The sequence below is a fragment of the Mycobacterium sp. genome, assembly GCF_035633495.1.
Lineage (GTDB): Bacteria > Actinomycetota > Actinomycetes > Mycobacteriales > Mycobacteriaceae > Mycobacterium.
This window is the reverse complement of sequence record NZ_DASQEU010000015.1, coordinates 23,950-46,154: the sequence shown is the minus strand read 5'-3', so window position 1 is coordinate 46,154 and position 22,205 is coordinate 23,950. Positions and strand designations below refer to the sequence as shown.

16 protein-coding genes and 3 pseudogenes are annotated in these 22,205 nt (G+C 67.8%); 15 read left to right on the top strand and 4 right to left on the bottom strand.

Features of this window, described 5'->3' with window-relative positions; all coding sequences use genetic code 11:
- The first annotated feature begins 12 nt into the window (after window positions 1–12).
- The 11 genes from VET27_RS02585 (at window position 13) to proB (ending at window position 13,379) form a co-directional block, all read left to right on the top strand.
- Entirely contained in the window at window positions 13–1,266 is a 1,254-nt protein-coding gene (locus VET27_RS02585; protein WP_526514834.1) for a saccharopine dehydrogenase family protein, read from the top strand.
- 67 nt (window positions 1,267–1,333) lie between these two features.
- Window positions 1,334–1,951, top strand: coding sequence for a DUF937 domain-containing protein (locus tag VET27_RS02580; RefSeq protein ID WP_526514832.1), 618 nt, complete (start codon window positions 1,334–1,336; stop codon window positions 1,949–1,951).
- Between the two features lie 87 nt (window positions 1,952–2,038).
- The gene (locus VET27_RS02575) at window positions 2,039–4,705 is read left to right on the top strand and encodes a valine--tRNA ligase (RefSeq protein WP_526514830.1); all 2,667 of its coding nucleotides are present in this window, start codon (window positions 2,039–2,041) and stop codon (window positions 4,703–4,705) included.
- On the top strand, window positions 4,702–6,132 hold the full coding sequence (gene folC, locus VET27_RS02570; protein WP_526514828.1) for a bifunctional tetrahydrofolate synthase/dihydrofolate synthase: 1,431 nt from the start codon (window positions 4,702–4,704) through the stop codon (window positions 6,130–6,132). Before VET27_RS02575 ends, folC begins: the two co-directional genes overlap by 4 nt.
- On the top strand, window positions 6,129–6,536 hold the full coding sequence (locus VET27_RS02565) for a DUF4233 domain-containing protein (protein ID WP_526514826.1): 408 nt from the start codon (window positions 6,129–6,131) through the stop codon (window positions 6,534–6,536). Before folC ends, VET27_RS02565 begins: the two co-directional genes overlap by 4 nt.
- Window positions 6,537–6,547: 11 nt before the next feature.
- Window positions 6,548–6,958, top strand: a complete 411-nt coding sequence (gene ndk / locus VET27_RS02560; protein WP_526514824.1) for a nucleoside-diphosphate kinase — start codon at window positions 6,548–6,550, stop codon at window positions 6,956–6,958.
- Between the two features lie 303 nt (window positions 6,959–7,261).
- On the top strand, window positions 7,262–9,937 hold the full coding sequence (gene rne, locus VET27_RS02555; protein ID WP_526514822.1) for a ribonuclease E: 2,676 nt from the start codon (window positions 7,262–7,264) through the stop codon (window positions 9,935–9,937).
- 192 nt (window positions 9,938–10,129) lie between these two features.
- A complete protein-coding gene (gene rplU / locus VET27_RS02550) occupies window positions 10,130–10,441 on the top strand; it encodes a 50S ribosomal protein L21 (RefSeq protein WP_526514820.1) in 312 nt (103 codons plus the stop codon).
- A gap of 15 nt (window positions 10,442–10,456) precedes the next feature.
- Window positions 10,457–10,723, top strand: coding sequence for a 50S ribosomal protein L27 (gene rpmA, locus VET27_RS02545; RefSeq protein ID WP_526417445.1), 267 nt, complete (start codon window positions 10,457–10,459; stop codon window positions 10,721–10,723).
- Window positions 10,724–10,812: 89 nt separating this feature from the next.
- The gene (gene obgE / locus VET27_RS02540) at window positions 10,813–12,267 is read left to right on the top strand and encodes a GTPase ObgE (protein ID WP_526514818.1); all 1,455 of its coding nucleotides are present in this window, start codon (window positions 10,813–10,815) and stop codon (window positions 12,265–12,267) included.
- A complete protein-coding gene (gene proB, locus VET27_RS02535; protein WP_526514816.1) occupies window positions 12,264–13,379 on the top strand; it encodes a glutamate 5-kinase in 1,116 nt (371 codons plus the stop codon). The genes obgE and proB overlap by 4 nt, the downstream gene beginning before the upstream one ends.
- On the opposite strand, the pseudogene VET27_RS02530 reads toward proB, so the two are convergent.
- Window positions 13,376–13,717: pseudogene (locus VET27_RS02530) on the bottom strand (TetR/AcrR family transcriptional regulator); the annotation flags it as partial. The gene proB and the pseudogene VET27_RS02530 sit on opposite strands and share 4 nt — an antisense overlap.
- 205 nt (window positions 13,718–13,922) lie before the next feature.
- Window positions 13,923–14,753 (bottom strand): annotated as a pseudogene (locus tag VET27_RS02525) (SIR2 family NAD-dependent protein deacylase); the annotation flags it as partial.
- A gap of 36 nt (window positions 14,754–14,789) precedes the next feature.
- Here VET27_RS02525 and VET27_RS02520 point away from each other — a divergent pair.
- Complete coding sequence (locus VET27_RS02520) at window positions 14,790–16,832, top strand: NAD(+) synthase (RefSeq protein ID WP_526514814.1); 2,043 nt, start codon at window positions 14,790–14,792, stop codon at window positions 16,830–16,832.
- 18 nt (window positions 16,833–16,850) lie between these two features.
- Here the strand turns inward: VET27_RS02520 and VET27_RS02515 are convergent.
- Together VET27_RS02515 and VET27_RS02510 are read right to left on the bottom strand one after the other, a co-directional pair.
- Window positions 16,851–17,680, bottom strand: a pseudogene (locus VET27_RS02515) (enoyl-CoA hydratase/isomerase family protein).
- 8 nt (window positions 17,681–17,688) lie between these two features.
- Window positions 17,689–18,549, bottom strand: coding sequence for a ribokinase (locus tag VET27_RS02510; protein ID WP_526514812.1), 861 nt, complete (start codon window positions 18,547–18,549; stop codon window positions 17,689–17,691).
- 50 nt (window positions 18,550–18,599) lie between these two features.
- Here VET27_RS02510 and VET27_RS02505 point away from each other — a divergent pair, with 50 nt between their 5' ends.
- From VET27_RS02505 to VET27_RS02495, 3 genes are read left to right on the top strand one after another with little or no spacing between them, the layout of a single operon-like run.
- Window positions 18,600–19,847, top strand: coding sequence for a glutamate-5-semialdehyde dehydrogenase (locus VET27_RS02505; protein WP_526514810.1), 1,248 nt, complete (start codon window positions 18,600–18,602; stop codon window positions 19,845–19,847).
- 16 nt (window positions 19,848–19,863) lie between these two features.
- Entirely contained in the window at window positions 19,864–20,739 is an 876-nt protein-coding gene (locus tag VET27_RS02500) for an AAA family ATPase (RefSeq protein WP_526514808.1), read from the top strand.
- Window positions 20,739–22,187, top strand: coding sequence for a vWA domain-containing protein (locus VET27_RS02495; protein WP_526514806.1), 1,449 nt, complete (start codon window positions 20,739–20,741; stop codon window positions 22,185–22,187). The genes VET27_RS02500 and VET27_RS02495 overlap by 1 nt, the downstream gene beginning before the upstream one ends.
- The last annotated feature ends 18 nt before the right edge of the window (window positions 22,188–22,205 follow it).

The following is a 22,205-nucleotide window of genomic DNA, read 5'->3' as shown; positions in this document are numbered from 1 at the left end:
TAGCTTGGGTTCATGACCGAACCGCAGCGTGAATTCGACATCGTGCTCTACGGGGCGACCGGGTTCGTCGGCAAGTTGACGGCCCAGTACCTGGCCAAGGTCGGCGGCCAGGCCCGCATCGCACTCGCAGGCAGGTCCGTGGCCAAGCTCCGCGACGTTCGTGAGTCACTTGGTGCGGCGGCGCAGTCGTGGGAGCTGATCGAGGCTGAGGCCGGCCAGCCGTCCACGCTCAACGACATGGCGGCCCGTACGCGCGTGGTCGTCACCACGGTCGGGCCGTACACGAAGTACGGGCTGCCGGTCGTCGCGGCGTGCGCCGCGGCGGGCACCGACTACGCAGATCTCACCGGTGAGACGATGTTCATCCGCGAGAGCATCGACCTGTTCCACAAGGAGGCGGCCGACAACGGCGCCCGCATCGTCCATTCCTGCGGATTCGACTCCGTTCCTTCGGATCTCACGGTGTATGCGCTCTACAAGCGGGCGCTCGCCGACGGCTCGGGCGAGCTCGGGGAGACCAACTTCGTGCTTCGCGGCTTCGCCGGTGGCGTGTCGGGTGGCACCGCCGCCTCGATGGTGGAGGTCATGCAGACCTCGTCGACCGACCCCGAGGCGCGGCGGGCGATGAACGATCCCTACACGCTGACGACGGACCGGAGCGCCGAACCCGAGTTCGGCCACCAGTCCGACACCCCGTGGCGGCGTGGGCGTGACATTGCGCCCGAACTGGACGGCATCTGGACCGGTGCGTTCGCGATGGGCGCGCCGAACGCGCGAATCGTGCGGCGCAGCAACGCGTTGCTCGACTGGGCGTACGGCCGCACGTTCCGCTACGCGGAGAACATGAGCGTGGGGTCGTCGGTGGTGGCGCCCGTCGCGGCGGCGCTGGGCACCGCGGCCAATGCCGCCGTCCTGGGCCTCGGCAGCCGATACTTCGACAAGTTGCCCCGCGGCCTGGTCGAACGCGTCCTACCCAAGCCGGGCACGGGACCCAGCGAGCGCGCTCGCGAGAACGGCCACTACCGGGTGGAGACGTACACCACGACGTCCAGCGGCGCGCGATACCGCGCCACCATGGCGCAGCAGGGCGACCCCGGATACAAGGCCACTTCCGTGTTGTTGGGGGAGTGCGGGCTTGCGCTCGCGTTCGATCGCGACGCCCTCTCCGATCTCCACGGCGTGCTGACACCTGCGGCGTCGCTCGGCGACGCGTTGCTCGCCCGGCTTCCCGCCGCAGGCGTGACGATGGAGACCGAACGGCTGTAACACGAGATCGTTGCGGCTACTGTCGCAGTCGCGCTCGTGCACATCCAACGATGAAGGTGGACAGGTCATGGCTGGTCTCGACGAACTCTTCAACGAGATTCCCACACAACAGATTGCCAGCAAGCTGGGCGCCGACGAAGGCGAGGTGAACAGCGCGATCCAGACGCTGGTCCCGCTCCTCCTCGGAGGCCTGCAACAGAATGCGCAGGATCCGGGCCACGCCTCCAACATCGAGAACGCGGCCAGCACCCACGCTGCCAGCGGACTGCTCGATGGTGGCGTCAGCGTCGACCAGGTCGACGAGGCCGACGGGTCCAAGGCGATCTCCAAGATCTTCGGTGGCAACGACACCGGCCAGGTCGCTGCGGCGCTCTCGGGCGGCGGTGCGGGCAATAGTGCCCTGATCAAGCAGCTGTTGCCGATTCTCGCGCCCATCGTGCTCGCCTACATCGGCAAGCAGCTCACCAAGGGTTCGGCCCCGGCTGCGCCCGCCGAACCGCAGGCGCAGGCCGCGGGCGGTGGCGGGATCGGCGACATTCTCGGCAGCATCCTCAGCGGCGCTGCCGGGGGCGGAGGCGGCAACAACAACCCGCTCGGCAGCATCCTCGGCAGCGTGCTCGGCGGCGGACAGGGTGGCGGTGGACTCGGGGACATTCTCGGCGGGCTTCTGGGCGGGAAGAAGTAGCCCCTGCGAGCAGACGCAAAGGTGCTCAGATACCCGGCGTGTCGGGGGCTTTTACGTCTGCTCGCGAGTTCTTCCTAGAATGTCCAGGTGACCGTCAGCCCAAAATCCGCAGATAGCCCAGGGGTGCAGTCCCTACCCAAGTCGTGGGATCCGGCCGCGGTGGAGACCGACCTGTATCAGGGCTGGGTCGATGCGGGCTATTTCCAGGCCGACGCCTCGAGCGAGAAGCCGCCGTATTCGATCGTGCTGCCGCCGCCGAACGTGACGGGCAGCCTGCACATGGGCCACGCGCTCGACCACACGCTGATGGATGCACTGACCCGGCGCAAGCGCATGCAGGGCTACGAGGTGCTGTGGCTGCCGGGCATGGACCATGCGGGCATCGCCACCCAGAGCGTGGTGGAGAAGCAGCTCGCCGTGGACGGCAAGACGAAGGAAGACTTCGGCCGTGAGCTGTTCATCGACAAGGTGTGGGACTGGAAGCACGACTCCGGCGGCACCATCGGCGCGCAGATGCGGCGACTCGGTGACGGCGTCGACTGGAGCCGGGACCGCTTCACCATGGACCACGGTTTGTCGCGCGCGGTGCGAACGATCTTCAAGCGGCTCTACGACGCCGGCCTGATCTATCAGGCCGAGCGGCTGGTCAACTGGTCGCCGGTCCTCGAGACGGCGATCTCGGACCTCGAGGTGAAGTACGAGGACGTCGAGGGGGAGCTGGTCTCCTTCCGCTACGGATCCATGGACGACTCACAGCCTCATCTGGTGGTGGCCACCACCCGTATCGAGACCATGCTCGGTGACACGGCGATCGCCGTGCACCCGGACGACGAGCGGTACCGGGCGCTGGTCGGACAGACCCTGCCGCATCCGTTCCTCGACACGCAGGTCGTGATCGTCGCCGATGCGCACGTCGACCCCGAATTCGGTACTGGCGCAGTCAAGGTCACGCCTGCGCACGACCCGAACGACTTCGAGATCGGTGTCCGGCACAACCTGCCGATGCCCTCGATCATGGACGGCAAGGGCCGCATCGCCGGTACCGGAACGCGGTTCGACGGCATGGACCGCTTCGACGCGCGCGTCGCGGTGCGGGAGGCGCTCGAGGCAGAGGGTCGAATCGTCGAGGAGAAACGGCCCTACCTTCACAGCGTCGGCCACTCGGAGCGCAGCGGGGAGCCCATCGAGCCCAGGCTTTCGCTGCAGTGGTGGGTCAACGTCTCGTCGCTGGCGACCGCCGCAGGTGACGCGGTGCGCAACGGTGACACCGTGATTCACCCCGCCAGCCTGGAACCGCGATGGTTCGCCTGGGTGGACGACATGCACGACTGGTGCATCTCGCGTCAGCTGTGGTGGGGGCATCGCATCCCGATCTGGCACGGCCCGAACGGCGAGAAGGTCTGCGTCGGACCGGATGAAACCCCACCGGAGGGTTGGGAGCAGGACCCCGACGTACTGGACACGTGGTTCTCGTCTGCCCTGTGGCCGTTCTCCACGATGGGCTGGCCCGATCGCACGCCGGAACTCGAGAAGTTCTATCCCACCAGCGTTCTCGTCACCGGTTACGACATATTGTTCTTCTGGGTGGCCCGAATGATGATGTTCGGCACCTTCGTGGGCGACGACGACGCCATCACCGTCGGCGGGAGCCGTGGGCCGCAGGTGCCGTTCGAGAACGTCTTCCTGCATGGCCTCATCCGCGACGAGTTCGGCCGCAAGATGAGCAAGTCCAAGGGCAACGGCATCGACCCGTTGGACTGGGTCGACACGTTCGGCGCGGATGCGCTGCGGTTCACCCTGGCGCGAGGGGCCAATCCCGGCGGCGACATGTCGATCGGTGAGGACCACGCCCGAGCGTCGCGAAACTTCGCCACCAAGTTGTTCAACGCCACTCGGTTCGCGTTGATGAACGGGGCGGCGCCCGCGCCGCTGCCCGAGGCCGACGGGCTCACCGATGCCGACCGCTGGATCCTCGGTAGGCTGGAAGAGGTTCGTGCGGAAGTCGATTCGGCGTTCGACGGCTACGAGTTCAGTCGGGCCTGCGAGTCGCTGTACCACTTCGCCTGGGACGAGTTCTGCGACTGGTATCTCGAGCTGGCCAAGGTGCAGCTGGCCGACCAGCCGGACGGGCCGACCAACGCCGTGCTGGCGGCCGTTCTCGACAGCCTGCTCAAACTGCTGCACCCGGTAATGCCGTTCGTCACCGAGACATTGTGGAAGACGTTGACCGGCCGCGAGTCGCTGGTGATCGCAGAGTGGCCGGAACCGTCCGGCATCGGCGTGGACGCACGGGCGAACGGCCGCATCGCCGACATGCAGAAGCTCGTCACCGAAGTTCGTCGCTTCCGCAGCGATCAGGGGCTCAATGACAGGCAGCGCGTGCCGGCGCGACTGGTCGGCGTCACCGAGGCGGATCTGACCACCCAGGTCGCCGCCGTCACCTCGCTGGCCTGGCTCACCGAACCCGCCGACGGCTTCGCGCCGTCGGCCGCCGTGGAGGTCAGGCTCTCGCATGGCACCGTGCTCGTCGAGCTCGACACCTCGGGCACCGTCGACGTCGCGGCCGAGCGACGGCGGCTGGAGAAGGACCTGGCCGCCGCCAAGAAGGAACTGGCCCAGACCGCCGGGAAGCTGGGCAATGACGAGTTCCTGGCCAAGGCGCCCGACGCCGTCGTCGACAAGATCCAGGGCCGCCAGCAGGTCGCCGGCGAAGAAGTGGAGCGGATCACGGCCCGCCTGGCCGGGCTCTCGTGACCTCACCCGACCCCACGCCCGACGAGATCGCCTCACTCCTGCAGGTGGAGCACCTGCTCGACCAGCGCTGGCCCGAGACGAAGCTCGAGCCGAGCACCACTCGGATCGCGGCGTTGATGGAACTGCTGGGATCGCCGCAGCGCGCGTACCCGAGCATCCACGTCGCGGGCACCAACGGAAAGACGTCGGTGGCGCGGATCATCGACGCGCTCCTGACCGCCCTGCACCGGCGCACCGGGCGCACCACCAGCCCCCATCTGCAGTCGGCGGTGGAGCGCATCTCCATCGACGGCAAGCCGATCACCCCGGCCCGGTACGTCGACACCTATCGCGAGTTGGAGCCGTTCATCGAGCTCGTCGACAAGCAGTCCGAGGAGGCCGGTGGTCCGCGGATGAGCAAGTTCGAGGTCGTCACGGCGATGGCGTTCGCGGCCTTCGCCGACGCGCCGATCGACGTGGCGGTGGTCGAGGTCGGCATGGGCGGTCGGTGGGACGCCACCAACGTCGTCGACGCGCCCGTCGCGGTCATCACGCCCATCAGCCTCGACCACACCGACTATCTCGGCGACACCATCGCCGAGATCGCCGCCGAGAAGGCAGGCATCATCGTCAAGCGGCAAGACGACCTGGTAGGCACCGACACCGTGGTCATCATCGGCCAGCAGGAACCAGAGGCGATGGAAGTCATTCTGGCGGAGGCGATTAGAGCTGACGCGTCAGTGGCCCGCGAGGGTTCGGAGTTCGCGGTGCTGCGCCGTCAGGTCGCCATCGGCGGGCAACTGCTCGAACTGCAGGGGCTCGGCGGTGTGTATCCCGAGGTCTTCTTGCCGCTACACGGCGAGCATCAGGCCCACAACGCTCTGGTCGCGCTCGCCGCGGTCGAGGCGTTCTTCGGTGCGGGTGCGGAGCGGCAGCTCGACGCGGACGCGGTGCGCGAGGGTTTCGCGGCGGCGGCCAGTCCCGGTCGGTTGGAACGCATGCGCAGCGCCCCAACGGTGTTCATCGACGCGGCGCACAACCCGGCTGGCGCGGCCGCGCTCACCCAGGCCCTGGCCGACGAGTTCGACTTCCGCCACCTGGTCGGCGTCGTCTCGGTGATGGGCGACAAGGACGTCGACGGCATCCTGGCCGCCCTCGAACCGGCCTTCGACCAGGTGGTGGTGACGCACAACGGTTCACCGCGTGCCATGGACGTCGAGGGTCTGGCGATGCGCGCCGAGGAACACTTCGGTCCCGACCGGGTGATCACGGCGCAGACGCTGCCGGACGCCATCGAGACGGCGATCGCGCTGGCCGAGGAAGGCGGAAACGACATGGACCTCTCCGGAGCCTTCCCCGACGGCTTCTCGGGTAGTGGCATCGTCATCACGGGGTCGGTCGTGACCGCAGGCGCGGCGCGGACTCTCCTGGGGAGGGACCCGTCATGAGCGAGTCTGTGGAACAGCAGCCGGTCGGCCCCGACCCGTGGAAGAGCTTCCGCGGCGTCATGGCGGGCACGCTGATCCTCGAGGCGATCGTGGTTCTCCTTGCGCTGCCGGTGGTTTCGTTCTCCCACGGCGGCTTGACGTGGAGCAGCGGCGGGTTCCTCATCGGCATGGCGGGCGTGCTCATCCTGCTGGCGGGCGTGCAGGGCAGGCCGTGGGCGCTGAAGGCGAACCTGGCCGTGCAGGTGGTGCTGATCGGTGGGGTGGTCATTCACGCCGCGATCGGCTTCATCGGCGTGGTGTTCGCCGCGTTGTGGTCGCTGATCGCGTACCTGCGAGCCGAGGTCAAGCGGCGTCAGGACCGCGGCCTGTTGCCCGGTCAGCAGCCCCCGCCTACTGACGGGTAGGCTTCGACGCCGTGACTGAGCGGACGCTGGTGTTGGTGAAGCCCGACGGCGTGAAGCGCCTCCTCGTGGGAGAGATTCTCAGCCGAATCGAACGCAAGGGCCTGACGATCGCGGCCCTGGAACTCAAGGACGTCAGCGAGGATCTGGCCCGGCAGCACTATGCCGAGCACGAGGGCAAGCCCTTCTTTCCGTCGCTGCTCGAGTTCATCACCTCGGGTCCCGTCGTGGCCGTCATCGTGGAAGGGCCGCGGGCCGTTGCGGCGTTCCGTCAGATCGCCGGCGGGACCGATCCGGTCGAGAAGGCTGCCCCCGGGACCATCCGCGGCGACCTGGCCCTGGTCACGCAGGACAACCTCGTTCACGGCTCGGATTCGCCCGATTCCGCGGTCCGTGAGATCGAGTTGTGGTTTCCCGGACGTTAGCTGTCCGAGGGGCCTAGATCGGCACCTCGTCGGAATCCGCGCCGCGGTGTGGGATACTGGCCAAGGGTGACCTGCTTCATGACGGAACTGGACACCCGGATGAAGACTTGGACGAGCGCGACCACCTAGGACATTTCCGAGTGCGGCGCGGAGTCCAGTCGTCATTCAGCCAGGCACTGAGGGTTCGTCACGAGCCGCTCGGAGCGAGACCATGACAAGCCCGGGAAGAGTTCCACGGGTCCATAGCGAAAGCCCTCGCGTGGCCGCGTCAACACGACGCGCCCGGGGGCTTGAGGAGAGTACGTGGCTGACGATGCCCCATTCGACCTATCAGAAGACACTCGGCGCGACGAGGAGCTATCGGCTCAGCTGAACCGCGAGCCCGCCGCCGTCTTCACCGAGAGCGTCGCAGCCACCGTCCCGGAGGCCGCGGAGGCCCTCGAGGTGGACCCCGAGCCGCCACCGGTGCCGGAGCCGCTGCCCGAGAGCTCTGCACCTGCGCCCTACATGCCGCTGTTCGTCGCGCCGCAGCCCGTCGCGTTCGTCGCTCCCAAACCCGTCGTCGTCGCCGATGACGAGGACGAAGAAGACGAGGACGACGACGTCTTGGACGACTCCGACGACGAGCAGGGCGATCGACCCGCGAACCGTCGCCGCCGCCGCGGTCGTCGTGGACGTGGACGTGGGCGCGGAGAGCAGAGCGCCGACGAGGATGGCGATAACGACGCGGCCGACCTTGGCGAGTCGGATGACGCCGCCGAGGACGAGGACACCGACGACGACGGCGCCGATGAGGAGAACGCGGGCGGGGACGGTGCCAACCGTCGTCGCCGCCGCCGTCGCCGCCGCAAGACCAGCGGTGGCGAGGGCGACGATCCCAGCTCACCCGACGACCCCCCGAACACGGTCGTCCACGAGCGCCAACCGCGGGCCGAGAAGCCTGCGAAGGACACCAACGAGATTCAGGGCATCGCCGGGTCGACCCGGCTGGAGGCCAAACGCCAGCGTCGCCGCGACGGCCGGGACGCGGGCCGGCGTCGCCCACCCATCCTGAGCGAGGCCGAGTTCCTGGCTCGGCGCGAAGCCGTTCAGCGGATGATGGTGATCCGCGACAACGTCCGTACCGAACCGCCGCACGAAGGTGACCGCTACACGCAGATCGCCGTGCTGGAGGACGGCGTCCTGGTGGAGCACTTCGTGACGAGTGCCGCGTCGGCGTCGCTGGTGGGCAACGTCTACCTCGGCATCGTGCAGAACGTGCTGCCCTCCATGGAGGCGGCGTTCGTCGACATCGGCCGCGGTCGCAACGGCGTGCTGTACGCAGGTGAAGTCAACTGGGAGGCCGCCGGACTCGGTGGCGCGCAGCGCAAGATCGAGCAGGCGCTCAAGCCGGGCGACTGCGTCATCGTGCAGGTCAGCAAGGATCCCGTTGGCCACAAGGGCGCCCGGTTGACCACGCAGGTGTCCTTGGCGGGGCGGTACCTGGTCTACGTGCCCGGCGCCTCGTCGACGGGCATCAGCCGCAAGTTGCCGGATACCGAACGGCAGCGGTTGAAGGAGATCCTGCGGGAGGTCGTGCCGGCGGATGCGGGCGTGATCATCCGCACCGCATCGGAGGGCGTCAAGGAAGACGACATCCGCACCGATGTCAACCGATTGCAGGAACGCTGGACGCAGATCGAGACCAAGGGCGCGGAGATCACCGCGAAGGCCGCAGGCGCCGCCGTGGCCTTGTACGAAGAGCCGGACGTCCTCGTCAAGGTGATCCGCGATCTGTTCAACGAGGACTTTACCGGCCTCATCGTGTCCGGTGACGAAGCCTGGAACACCATCGGTGACTACGTGACGTCGGTGGCGCCGGAGCTGCTTCCGCGCATGAGCAAGTACGAGCCCGCCTCGAACGACGGCCCCGACGTGTTCGCCGTGCACCGGATCGACGAGCAGCTGACCAAGGCGATGGACCGCAAGGTGTGGCTGCCGTCCGGCGGAACCCTGGTCATCGACCGTACGGAGGCGATGACCGTCGTCGACGTCAACACCGGCAAGTTCACCGGCTCGGGCGGAAACCTCGAGCAGACCGTCACGCGCAACAACCTCGAGGCTGCGGAGGAGACGGTCCGGCAGCTTCGGTTGCGCGACATCGGCGGCATCATCGTCATCGACTTCATCGACATGGTCCTGGAGTCCAATCGCGATCTGGTGCTACGCCGGCTGACTGAAGCCCTCGCGCGGGACCGCACCCGCCACCAGGTATCCGAGGTGACCTCGCTCGGGCTGGTGCAGTTGACCCGCAAGAAGCTGGGCACCGGGCTCATCGAGGCCTTTTCGACCACCTGCCCGCACTGCGCGGGGCGCGGCATCATGCTGCACGGCGATCCGGTGGACTCCAACTCGACAGCGGGCCGCAAGAACGAGCCCGGCACGGGGCGCCGGAGCAAGCGTGGCAAGAAGGGTGGCCGGACCGAAGAAGAGGTGCAGGTCGCCAAGGTCCCGTCACACACACCGGGTGAGCATCCGATGTTCAGGGCCATGGCCGCGGCCACCGGTCGCGAAGAGGGCGACGAGGACGGCGCCCCCGAAGCCGGCGAAGACACCGAGGACATCGTCGTCGAGGGTGCCGAGGACCTGGCGGCGACCGAGCCCGTCGAGGAGGTCCTGGCGGAAGAGTCCGATGACGAGGACGACTCCGATGACGACGACCTGGACGACGAAGAGGACGAGGACGAAGAGGACGACGACGACATCGAAGTCATCGACGTCGATTCGGACGATGACTCCGACGACGAGGATGACGACCTCGACGACGAGGACGACGACGAGGACGAAGACGACGACGAGGATGACGACCTCGACGACGAGGACGAAGGCGACGACGATGAGGACGACGACGATGAGGACGACGAGCCCCTCGTCGCCGTGACCGGCCGTCCGCGGCGGCGTCGTGCGGCCGCCCGCCCTGCTGGTCCGCCGGTTTCATGAGGTCGACTCGCCGCGGGGCGGGGCGCGGTTTGACCCTCTACCCGCTGGTCACGTAACCTTGCACAGTTGTCTGCAGGCCCCTTGACGACGGGGGCCCCTGACACGCGGGGCATTTGACCCCGCACCCCAGATCCGCGTTCGCAGCCTCCGGGTGGCGCGCGCCCGCAAGCGAAGCAGAGGATGACGCAAACGATGGCGACGTACGCAATCGTCAAGACCGGCGGCAAGCAGTACAAGGTCGCGGTCGGTGACATAGTCAAGGTCGAGAAGCTGGAGCTCGAAGCCGGCGACTCCGTCTCGCTGCCAGTGGCGCTCGTCGTCGACGGCGCGAAGGTCACTACCGCCGCGAAGGATCTGGAGAAGGTCGCGGTGACGGCCGAGGTTCTCGAGCACACCAAGGGCCCGAAGATCCGCATCCACAAGTTCAAGAACAAGACCGGTTATCACAAGCGCCAAGGCCACCGTCAGAAGCTGACGGTCGTCAAGGTCACCGGAATCAAGTAGCAAGGGAGCGAACCAATGGCACACAAGAAGGGCGCTTCCAGCTCACGCAACGGTCGCGACTCCAACTCTCAGCGCCTCGGCGTGAAGCGGTTCGGCGGTCAGGTCGTCAAGGCGGGCGAGATCATCGTTCGCCAGCGCGGCACCCACTTCCACCCCGGCGTCAACGTCGGCCGCGGTGGTGACGACACCCTGTTCGCGACCGCTCCCGGCGCCGTCCTCTTCGGCGTCAAGCGTGGGCGCAAGACGGTCAACATCGTCCGCACCGTACGCACTGAGTCCTAGAAGTTCGAGGACTTCTCCGCGAATGTGAAGCTGCCGCGAGTTCTCGACTCGATCTGGCATAGCTTCACATTCGACGGAAGGAAAGTCCGATGGCTCGATTCGTCGATCGCGTCGTCATTCACGCGCGCGCAGGCAGCGGCGGTAGAGGCTGTGCTTCGGTGCACCGCGAGAAGTTCAAGCCGCTCGGTGGACCCGACGGTGGCAACGGCGGTCGCGGTGGCAGCATCGTGCTCGTCGTCGATCCTCAGGTCCACACGCTGCTCGACTTTCACTTCCACCCGCACGTCGACGCTCCGTCCGGCAAGCAGGGGATGGGCAACAACAAGGAAGGCGCCAACGGTGGCGACCTTGAGTTGAGAGTCCCCGACGGCACCGTCGTGCTCGACGAGCAGGGGCGCCTCCTCGCCGACCTGACCGGCGAGGGCACGCGATTCGAAGCCGCTGCCGGCGGCCGCGGTGGACTGGGCAACGCCTCGCTGTCCTCGCGGGCCCGCAAGGCGCCTGGTTTCGCGCTGCTCGGCGAGAAGGGGCGGGCCCGCGACCTCACCCTCGAGCTCAAGACCGTGGCCGATGTCGGTCTGGTCGGCTTTCCCTCGGCGGGCAAGTCCTCGCTGGTGTCGGTGATCTCGGCGGCCAAGCCGAAGATCGCCGACTATCCGTTCACCACGTTGGTGCCGAATCTCGGTGTCGTCTCTGCGGGGGAGCACACCTTCACCGTTGCCGACGTCCCCGGTCTGATTCCCGGCGCGTCCGAGGGCCGCGGACTCGGCCTGGACTTCCTGCGTCACATCGAACGCTGCGCCGTGCTGGTGCACGTCGTCGATTGCGCGACGATGGACCCCGGTCGCGATCCGATCTCCGACATCGACGCGCTGGAGGCCGAACTGGCCGCGTACACCCCGACGTTGCAGGGTGACTCATCGCTCGGTGACCTCGCCGAACGGCCACGTGCCGTGGTGCTCAACAAGATCGACGTGCCGGACGCGCGCGAACTCGCCGACTTCGTCCGCGCGGAGGTGGCCGAGCGATACGGCTGGCCGGTCTTCGAGATCTCCACCGTCAGCCGGGACGGGTTGCGGCCGTTGATATTCGCGCTGTGGGAGATGGTGGCGGCGTATCGCAAGGCGCAACCCGTCGTGGCACCGCGGCGCCCCGTGATTCGGCCGATCCCGGTCGACGAGAGTGGCTTCACCGTGTCGTCCGACGGCGAGGGTGGCTTCGTGGTGCACGGCACCCGCCCCGAGCGGTGGATCGGCCAGACCGACTTCACCAACGACGAGGCTGTCGGTTACCTGGGCGACCGGCTGGCCCGACTCGGCGTCGAGGACGAACTGTTGAAGCTGGGCGCGAAGCCCGGTTGTGCCGTCACGATCGGCGACATGACCTTCGACTGGGAGCCGCAAACGCCTGCGGGCGTGGACGTCACGATGTCGGGTCGCGGCACCGACCTGCGGTTGGAGCAGGACGATCGGGTTCGGGCAGACGAGCGAAAGATCGCCCGCAAGCAGCGACGGGAAAGTCGCGGAGACGACGAGCAGTCGTGACCAGCCCGCACCGCGAGGCCATCCGAACGGCCCGCAGCGTTGTCGTGAAGATCGGCACCGCCGCGCTGACCACGCCCAAGGGCGTGTTCGACGCAAGCCAGCTCGCCTCGTTGGCCGACGCCATCCAGGCGCGGATGAAGGCGGGCTCCGACGTCGTGATCGTGTCGTCGGGTGCGATCGCCGCAGGCATCGAACCGTTGGGGCTTTCCCGTCGGCCCACCGACCTCGCCACCAAGCAGGCCGCGGCCAGTGTCGGTCAGGTGGCCCTGGTGAACGCCTGGAGCGCCGCGTTCGACAGGTACGACCGCACGGTCGGCCAGGTACTGCTGAGCGCACACGACATCTCGATGCGCTTGCAGCACACCAATGCTCAGCGCACCTTGGATCGGTTGCGCGCCTTGCACGCCGTCGCGATCGTCAACGAGAACGACACCGTCGCCACCAACGAGATCCGATTCGGCGACAATGACCGTCTGTCGGCCTTGGTCGCGCACCTCGTCGGAGCCGACGCACTTGTCCTGCTCTCGGACATCGACGGTCTGTACGACGGAGACCCGCGCAAGGCGTCTACTGACAGCCCGGCCCGCTTCATCTCCGAGGTGGCGGGGTCCGACGACCTGGATGGCGTGATCGCGGGCGGGGGCAGTCGACTCGGTACCGGGGGCATGGCGTCCAAGCTGTCATCGGCCTTGCTCGCGGCCGATGCCGGGGTGCCGGTGCTGTTGGCTGCCGCGGCCGAGGCGGGCGCCGCGCTGGCCGATGCGTCGGTGGGAACGGTGTTCGCGCCGCGGCCCGAACGCATGTCCTCGCGCCGGTTCTGGGTCCGCTATGCGGCCGAGTCGACGGGTGCGTTGATGCTCGACGACGGCGCCGTGCGCGCAGTGGTCAAGCAGCGCCGCTCACTGTTGCCCGCGGGCATCACCGAGGTTTCCGGCCGGTTCCACGGTGGTGACGTGGTCGAACTGCGCGGTGTTGACGGCACGGTGGTCGCGCGCGGTGTAGTGGCCTACGACGCAACGGAATTGAGCACCATGGTCGGTCGCTCGACGTCTGACCTGCCCGCCGAGATGCGCCGCCCCGCGGTGCACGCCGACGATCTGGTCGCCGTCTAGGGCGCTTCGAGATGAATTGCGGCCCAGACGAGTTGGGTCAGGGTCGCGGCCAGTTCGGCGTCGTAGGATTCCGGCCTGCCCGGCAGGTTCTGCTGGCAGGTTCGCTCGACCATCCAGGTGAGGCTGCTCGCGGCAGGCTCCGCCGACGGTTCGCGCCGGATGGAGCCGTCGGACTGGCCTTCCTCGATGACGGTCTGGAGGCGGGCCGCGATCGCGGTGAGAATCTCTCGGTAGGTGGCACCGACCTGCGGGTCGTAGGCGGCCATCTCGTTGAGCGCGACCAGCAGCGGTTGGTGCCTGCGGTAACTGGCGACGAGTGCGGTCATGGACGCCAGCACGAAGGCGATCGTCGGCGAACTGCTGACCCAACTACCGGGCATCGAAGCGGGCGAGCCGTCCTACGTCGCGGGCAACTTCCTCCACGGCGTCCGCTCGCTGTCGGTCACGTTCTAGCGACCTCTCGTCGAAACTACGGTTGTTGATCGAAATCTCGCGATTTCCGTCAACAACCGTAGTTTCGACGCGCGTACAAGGAGGGGCGGAGATCGGTGAGAGTTCGTCGGCGAGCAGCACCAGTAGTTCCGAGCAGCCTGCGTCGAGCTTGACGGTCGCCAATGCGTCGCCGCGAGTGGGCCCACGGTTGATGATCGCGACGGGTGTGCCGTTGGCCGCCGCGTGTCGGACGAATCGCAATCCCGAGAACACCGTCAGCGACGAGCCGGCGACGAGGAGCGCGTCGGCGTCGTCGACCATCGAGTAGGCCTGCGCCACTCTGTCTTTCGGAACGCTCTCGCCGAAGTAGACGATGTCGGGCTTCAACATGCCACCGCAACGTGGGCAGTCGACATAGCGGAACGACGACGTCTCGGTGACCATCGCGTCGGCATCGGGGGCCACCGCGATACCGCCGGCTCGTTCGGCGCGTTCGAGGAAGCCGGGGTTCAGTGCCTCGAGTTCGTCGGCCAACTGCGCGCGCGTCAACGTGAACCCGCACGCCAGACACACCACCTGCGCATACGTGCCGTGAAGATCGACGACGGCCCCACTGCCCGCCTTGGTGTGCAGCAGGTCGACGTTCTGGGTGACGAGGCCCGTGACGACGCCTGCGCGCTCCAGCTCGGTGAGGGCGCGGTGCCCGGCGTTGGGGAGCGTGTCGTGCATGTGGCGCCAGCCGACGTGGTTTCGCGCCCAATACCGCTGGCGGAAAGCCGGGTCGGACGTGAACTGCCGGATCGTCATCGGATTGCTCGGCGGCGAGTCCGGACCGCGGTAGTCGGGGATGCCCGAATCGGTGGACATGCCGGCGCCCGTCAGGACGGCCAGCCGGCGACCTGCGAGCACGTTGACCAGTTCGGGAGCTGTGGGGCCGTTCATCTCTGTCCAGGATAGGCGGCCTGAGACAATCGAGGCGTGGACTTCTACTCCGCCTACCGGCACGACTACGTGCGGGTGGCTGCCTGTACCCATCACACGACGTTGGCCGACCCGAAGGCGAACGCCGAATCGGTGCTGCGGTTGGCACGCGAATGCCACGACGAGGGCGTTGCGCTGGCGGTCTTTCCCGAGCTGACGCTGTCTGGATACTCGATCGAGGACATCCTCCTGCAGGACACCCTGCTCGACGCCGTCGAGGAGGCCATCGATGAGCTGGTGTCGGCCTCTATGGACCTGCTGCCGGTGCTGGCGGTCGGTGCGCCACTGCGCCACCGCAATCGCATCTACAACACCGCGGTCGTGATCCACCGCGGGACCGTGCTCGGTGTCGCGCCGAAGTCGTACCTGCCGACCTACCGCGAGTTCTACGAACGTCGCCAAGTGGCGCCGGGCGACGACCAGAGCGGTGTCATCCGCCTCGGCGGGAGCGAGGTGCCGTTCGGTCCGGATCTGCTGTTCACCGCCACCGATCTGCCCGGTTTCGTGCTGCACGTCGAGATCTGCGAGGACATGTGGGTCCCCATCCCGCCCAGCGCCGAGGCGGCCCTGGCGGGTGCCACCGTGCTGGCGAACTTGTCCGGCAGCCCGATCACCATCGGCCGCGCCGGCGACCGAAAACTGCTGGCGCAGTCGGCGTCGTCGCGGTGTCTGGCCGCGTACGTCTACGCCGCGGCGGGGGAGGGGGAGTCGACCACCGACCTGGCCTGGGACGGCCAAACGATGATCTACGAGAACGGCGTCCTGCTCGCCGAGTCCGAGCGGTTTCCGAAGGGCGAACGGAAGTCGGTGGCCGACGTGGACACCGAACTCCTTCGCGCCGAGCGGCTGCGCATGGGCACATTCGACGACAACCGGCGCCACCACCGCGATCTCACCGACCGCTTCCGTCACGTCGAGTTCGTGGTCGACCCGCCCGCGGGTGACATCGGGCTGCGGCGGGCGGTCGAGCGATTCCCGTTCGTACCGTCCGATCCCGAACGGCTGCAACAGGATTGCTACGAGGCCTACAACATCCAGGTCGCCGGCCTGGAGCAGCGGCTGCGGGCGCTGCACTTCCCGAAGGTCGTGATCGGCGTGTCGGGTGGGCTCGATTCGACCCACGCATTGATCGTCGCGGCTCGCGCGATGGATCGCGAGGGTCGGCCGCGTGGCGACATCCTCGCCTTCACCATGCCCGGCTTCGCGACCGGCGACCGCACCAAGGGCAATGCAATCGCGTTGAGCAAGGCCCTCGGCGTGACGTTCGCGGAGATCGACATTCGCGACACCGCCTCGCTGATGCTGACGGAGCTGGACCACCCGTTCGGCCGGGGCGAGAAGGTCTACGACGTCACGTTCGAGAACGTCCAGGCCGGCCTGCGGACGGACTATCTGTTCCGACTCGCCAACCAGCGCGGCGGCATCGTGCTCGGCACCGGTGACCTGTCCGAGCTTGCGCTCGGCTGGTCGACCTACGGCGTCGGTGACCAGATGTCGCACTACAACGTCAACGGTGGCGTGCCGAAGTCGTTGATCCAGCACCTGATCAGGTGGGTGATCGCCTCCGGCCAGTTCGAGGACGACGTCAACACCGTGTTGCAGTCGGTGGTCGACACCGAGATCACTCCTGAGCTGGTGCCCGCCGGGGAGGACGAGGAGATCCAGAGCAGCGAGGCCAAGGTGGGTCCCTATGTGCTGCAGGATTTCTCGCTCTTCCAGGTGCTCCGCTGGGGCTTTCGTCCGTCGAAGGTCGCCTTCCTGGCGTGGCACGCGTGGAGTGACGCCGAACGGGGTGACTGGCCCGCGGGCTACCCGCTGGACAAGCGACCGGAGTACACGTTGAGCGAGATCCGGCGCTGGCTGCAGGTTTTCGTGCAGCGCTTCTACTCGTTCAGCCAGTTCAAGCGCTCGGCGCTGCCCAACGGACCGAAGGTGTCCGCGGGTGGGGCACTGTCGCCGCGCGGTGACTGGCGCGCGCCGTCGGACATGTCGGCCCGGATCTGGCTCGACGAGATCGACCGCGAGGTGCCGGAGGCCTGAGCGTCCCGCAGGCCTGCCCTAGAGCCGTCCGTCGGTCCGCAGGTCTGGATGCACCCATTGGGCGACCGCCTGCCCTTGAACGCGAGGAACCCTTCTCTGGCCTCCTCGCCGCCGAAGCTGGCCTTCATGCCGATCCGGTCGAAGAGGCCCATGTAGTTGTCCAGACTCGACTTCACCACCGAGCGCGCGCGAGGCGCGGTGCGACAGCACTGGGCCAGCACCTCGCGGGCCGCCCCGGCGAGCTCGTCGTGGGGCACCAACCGACCGACCATGCCCCAGTCGACTGCTTCCTCCGCCGTCAGGGTGCGACCCGTGAACATCAGGTCCCTGGTCCGGACCGGCCCGATCATCCGCGCCAGCATCTGGCTGTAGTAGGTGTCGGCGATTCCGCGGTACAACTCGGGAACCCGGAACGTCGCACGATCGCTGACGACCGCCACGTCGCTGCACATCGCGATCTGCAATCCGCCGCCCTGGCAGAGCCCGTTGACCGCCGACACCACGGGTTTGACTGACTGGCGCAGTGTTTCGAACGGTGTCACGTCCATCGAGAGGGCCGCGCCGAAGCTCATCCAGTCGTCGACGCCGTCACCGCCGCCGAGGTCGCCGCCGGGGGCGAAGACGTCACCCGTGCCGGTGATCAGCAGACCGGCGAGGTCGTCGTCCGCCTCCACGTGGGTGACGGCGTAGCGGATGCCGAAGTACATGGCGGGGGTCATCGCGTTGCGGGCCTCGGGCCGGTCCAGGGTGACCACCGCAAAGGGCCCCTCGCGTTTGAATCTCAGGAAGGGCGTGCCCAGCCAGTCGCCGTCGGGTGGGCGCGGATCGGGGGGGACGGTGGTGGACATCGGTCTCCTCAATCGTCGAGTACGTCGTCGATGGCTTCGGCATATGGTGCGCAGTCGCCGGCGCCGGACGTCAGCGTCGCCAACGCTCCCGCCGCGCACGCCCGTCGCAGGGCGATCTCGGGGCCGGAAAGCCACTCTGCGGCAAGAACTCCGGCGAAGACGTCGCCCGCACCGGTGGTGTCGACGGCTTCGACCGGCGGAGCGGGAACGTCGAGACTGGTCTCATTCCCTCGGTACCGTGCACCGGCCGATCCTCGGGTGACGACGAGATGATCGACCGGCCAACGCCATTCATCGGCTTCGACCTCGTTCACGACGACGACGTCGACCACCTGGGCGAGCGCGGCGAGCGCGACGGGGTCCGCGCCCGACGGCGACGCGTTGACGATCACCAGGGCGCCCGCCTCGTGGCCCACTCGTGCGCCCGCGAGCACCGCCTCCACGGGAATCTCCAACTGCAGCAACACCACGTCGGCGTCGGCCACCACCCGCCTGGCCTCCGCGGTCGCCATGGACAGATGTGAATTCGCTCCCGGTGCCACCACGATGGTGTTCTCGGCGCTGGCATCCACGACGATGGCCGCCGCCCCGCTCGGTCCGGGCACCGTCGCCGTGCCGTCCAGTCCGACGTCGTTGGCGCGGAGGTGGGAGCGCAGCTGAGACGCTGCGGCGTCGTCACCCAGTGCGGCGACGAGCTGGACCGAGGCGCCCGCGCGGGCCGCGGCGACGGCCTGATTGCCGCCCTTGCCTCCCGGCGAAGACGAGGACGACGAGGCCAGGACAGTCTGACCCGGCCGAGGCAACCCGTGGACGGAGAAGGACTGGTCGAGGTTCACGCTCCCGACCACGCACACCCTCGCCACGCGCATACCGTAACCCCAACGGGGTCTTTCGCGGGATACCTCGTTAAGCTGGCCTAATGAGCGTTGAGGCTCCTCCAAGTAGCGATCTGCGCCAGCAGGTGCACGACGCGGCGCGCCGTGCGCGTGTCGCTGCCCGCACCCTCGGCACGCTGAACACGGAGACCAAGAACCGGGCGTTGCACGCAGCCGCCGACTCCTTGCTGGCCCGCGTACAAGAGGTCCTTGCCGCCAACGCCGCAGACCTCGAGACCGCCCGCGCCGCGGGCACGCCCGACGCCATGCTGGACCGGTTGGCGCTGAACCCACAGCGCATCGACGGCATCGCCGCGGGTCTGCGGCAGGTCGCCGGCCTGCCCGACCCGGTCGGCGAGGTCCTCCGCGGCAGCACCCTGCCGAACGGGTTGCGGATCCGGCAGCAGCGCGTACCGCTCGGCGTCGTCGGCATGGTCTACGAAGGTCGGCCGAACGTCACCGTCGATGCGTTCGGACTCACGCTGAAGTCCGGCAACGCGGCGCTGCTGCGCGGTAGTTCGTCGGCCGCCCAGTCCAACGCGGCCCTGGTGTCGGCGCTGCGGGCCGCCTTGCTCGGCGAGGGACTGTCGGAGGACGCCGTGCAGCTGTTGCCCAGTGCGGACCGGGCCAGCGTCACGCACCTGATTCAGGCCCGCGGTCTGGTCGACGTCGTCATCCCGCGCGGGGGAGCGGGGCTCATCGACGCGGTCGTGCGCGACGCCACCGTGCCCACCATCGAGACCGGCGTCGGCAACTGTCACGTCTTCGTGCACGATGCGGCCGATCTCGACACCGCCGAACGAATCCTGTTGAACTCCAAGACCCGTCGCCCCAGCGTGTGCAACGCCGCCGAGACTCTGCTGATCGACTCCTCGATCGCCGACGTCGCGCTGCCGAGGCTGGTGAACGCGCTTACACGCGCGGGCGTCACCGTCCACCTCGACCCGAGCGAAGAGGAACTGCGCGCCGAGTTCCTCTCGATGGACATCGCGGTGGCGGTCGTCGACGGCGTCGATGCGGCCGTCGCCCACGTCAACGAGTACGGCACCGGCCACACCGAGGCCATCGTCACGACGGATCTGGCTGCCGCACAACGCTTCACCGAGCGGGTCGACGCCGCAGCGGTGATGGTGAACGCCTCGACGGCGTTCACCGATGGCGAGCAGTTCGGATTCGGCGCCGAGATCGGCATCTCCACCCAGAAGCTGCATGCCCGTGGACCGATGGGTCTGCCAGAATTGACCTCAACCAAGTGGATTGTGTGGGGAGACGGCCACACCCGCCCTTCGTGACAGGAGTACATCTCGCGTGAGTGTCCCCGCCCTACCCGCCCCGCTCTTCACCGACATCGACGATGTCGCCAAGCGGCTCGCCGAAACCGGCTATCTGCCCGACACCGCCACGGCCACAGCCGTTTTCCTCGCCGACCGGCTTGGCAAGCCGTTGCTCGTCGAAGGCCCCGCCGGTGTCGGTAAGACTGAGCTGGCACGCGCTGTCGCGCAGGCCACCGGCTCGGGTCTGGTGAGACTGCAGTGCTACGAGGGTGTCGACGAGGCCCGCGCGCTCTACGAGTGGAACCACGCCAAGCAGATCCTGCGCATCCAGTCCGGTTCTGGCGATTGGGACCAGACCAAGATGGACGTCTTCAGCGAGGAGTTCCTGCTGCCGCGACCGCTGCTGACGGCGATCCGTCGCACCGACCCGACGGTGCTTCTGATCGACGAGACCGACAAGGCCGACATCGAGATCGAAGGCCTGCTGCTCGAGGTCCTGTCCGACTTCGCCGTCACCGTGCCGGAATTGGGCACCATCACGGCGACGCGTAAGCCGTTCGTGCTGCTGACCTCCAACGCGACGCGTGAGCTGTCCGAAGCGCTCAAACGTCGTTGCCTGTTCCTGCACATCGACTTCCCCGACCCGGATCTGGAGCGGCGGATCCTGCTGTCCCGCGTTCCGGAACTTCCGGAGAAGCTGGCAGAGGAATTGGTCCGGATCATCGGGGTGCTGCGCGACATGCAGCTCAAGAAGGTGCCTTCGGTGGCGGAGACGATTGACTGGGGCCGCACCGTGCTGGCGCTCGGCATGGACACGATCGACGACGAGATGATCGCCGCCACCCTGGGTGTGGTGCTCAAACATCAGTCCGATCAGGTGAAGGCCAGCGGGGAGCTGAGGCTCAACTAATGGCCGTCCGCCGCACGCGCCCGCCGCAACCCCTTGCGCCGCATGGACTTCCCGGACATCTGGTGGAGTTCGTCGAAGCACTGCGCAGTGTGGGAATCGCGGTGGGACCGTCCGAGACGGTCGATGCCGGACGGGTGATGACCGTTCTCGGACTCGGTGACCGCGAGGTACTGCGCGAAGGTCTGGCTTGCGCCGTGCTGCGGCGCTCGGACCACCGCGGCACCTACGACGCGATGTTCGACCTGTGGTTCCCCGCGGCGCTCGGCGCGCGCACCGTGGTGTCCGACGACGACGCCGACGGGGACGGTGACCCCGACGCTCTGCCGACACAGGACGTCGAGGGGCTGCGCGCCGCGTTGGTCGAGATGCTCTCGGGCAACGAGGACATGGCGAACATCGACGATCGGTTGGCCGCGATGATCGCCCAGATCGTCGAGGCGTTCGGCAAGTACAGCTCGAGCCGTGGACCGTCGTACTCGTCCTACCAGGCGCTCAAGGCGATGGCCCTGGACGAGTTGGAGGGCAGGCTGCTGGCCGGGCTGCTGGCGCCGTACGGCGAGGAGCCCACGCCGACGCAGGAGCAGATCGCCAAGGCGATCGCCGCGAAGCGCATCGCCCAACTGCGTCAGATGGTGGAGGCGGAGACCAAGCGCCGCACCGCCGAACAACTCGGTCGCGAGCACGTCCAGACGTACGGCATTCCCCAGCTCGCCGAGAACGTCGAGTTCCTTCGGGCCTCGGGCGACCAGTTGCGCCAGATGCGCCGCGTCGTCGCGCCCTTGGCCAGGACGCTCGCCTCCCGGCTGGCCGCGCGGCGCAGACGCTCCCGGGCGGGCGAGATCGATCTCCGCAAGACGCTGCGCAAGTCGATGTCCACCGGCGGCGTGCCGATCGACGTCGTGCTGAAGAAGCCGCATCCCGCCCGCCCGGAACTCGTCGTGCTGTGCGACGTATCCGGGTCGGTCGCCGGGTTCAGCCACTTCACGCTGCTCCTGGTGCACGCGTTGCGCCAGCAGTTCTCGCGCGTCCGCGTGTTCGCGTTCATCGACACCACCGACGAGGTCACCGAGCTGTTCGGTCCGGACTCCGACCTTGCCGTCGCCGTGCAGCGCATCACCAGGGAGGCCGGCGTGTACACCCGCGACGGCCACTCCGACTACGGGCACGCGTTCACCTCGTTCCTGGAGAAGTACCCCAGCGTGCTGTCACCGCGTAGCTCACTGCTGGTCCTCGGGGACGGGCGCAACAACTACCGCAACCCAGAGGTCGAGCTGCTGACCCATATGGTGACCGCCAGCCGTCACGCGCACTGGCTCAATCCCGAGCCCAAGCACCTGTGGGGCAGCGGCGACTCGGCGGTGCCGCGGTACGAAGACGTCATCACCATGCACGAGTGCCGGTCGGCCAAGCAGCTCGCCTCGGTGATCGATCAGCTCCTCCCCGTCTAAGCTGCCTATTCGTGACTC

Bases quoted from the DNA above. Each gene is read 5' to 3' on its own strand.
- VET27_RS02585 (WP_526514834.1), top strand. From the start codon at position 13: ATGACCGAACCGCAGCGTGAATTCGACATCGTGCTCTACGGGGCGACC.
- VET27_RS02580 (WP_526514832.1), top strand. From the start codon at position 1,334: ATGGCTGGTCTCGACGAACTCTTCAACGAGATTCCCACACAACAGATT.
- VET27_RS02565 (WP_526514826.1), top strand. From the start codon at position 6,129: ATGAGCGAGTCTGTGGAACAGCAGCCGGTCGGCCCCGACCCGTGGAAG.
- rplU (WP_526514820.1), top strand. From the start codon at position 10,130: ATGGCGACGTACGCAATCGTCAAGACCGGCGGCAAGCAGTACAAGGTC.
- rpmA (WP_526417445.1), top strand. From the start codon at position 10,457: ATGGCACACAAGAAGGGCGCTTCCAGCTCACGCAACGGTCGCGACTCC.
- obgE (WP_526514818.1), top strand. From the start codon at position 10,813: ATGGCTCGATTCGTCGATCGCGTCGTCATTCACGCGCGCGCAGGCAGC.
- VET27_RS02510 (WP_526514812.1), bottom strand. From the start codon at position 18,549: ATGCGCGTGGCGAGGGTGTGCGTGGTCGGGAGCGTGAACCTCGACCAG.
- VET27_RS02505 (WP_526514810.1), top strand. From the start codon at position 18,600: ATGAGCGTTGAGGCTCCTCCAAGTAGCGATCTGCGCCAGCAGGTGCAC.
- VET27_RS02495 (WP_526514806.1), top strand. From the start codon at position 20,739: ATGGCCGTCCGCCGCACGCGCCCGCCGCAACCCCTTGCGCCGCATGGA.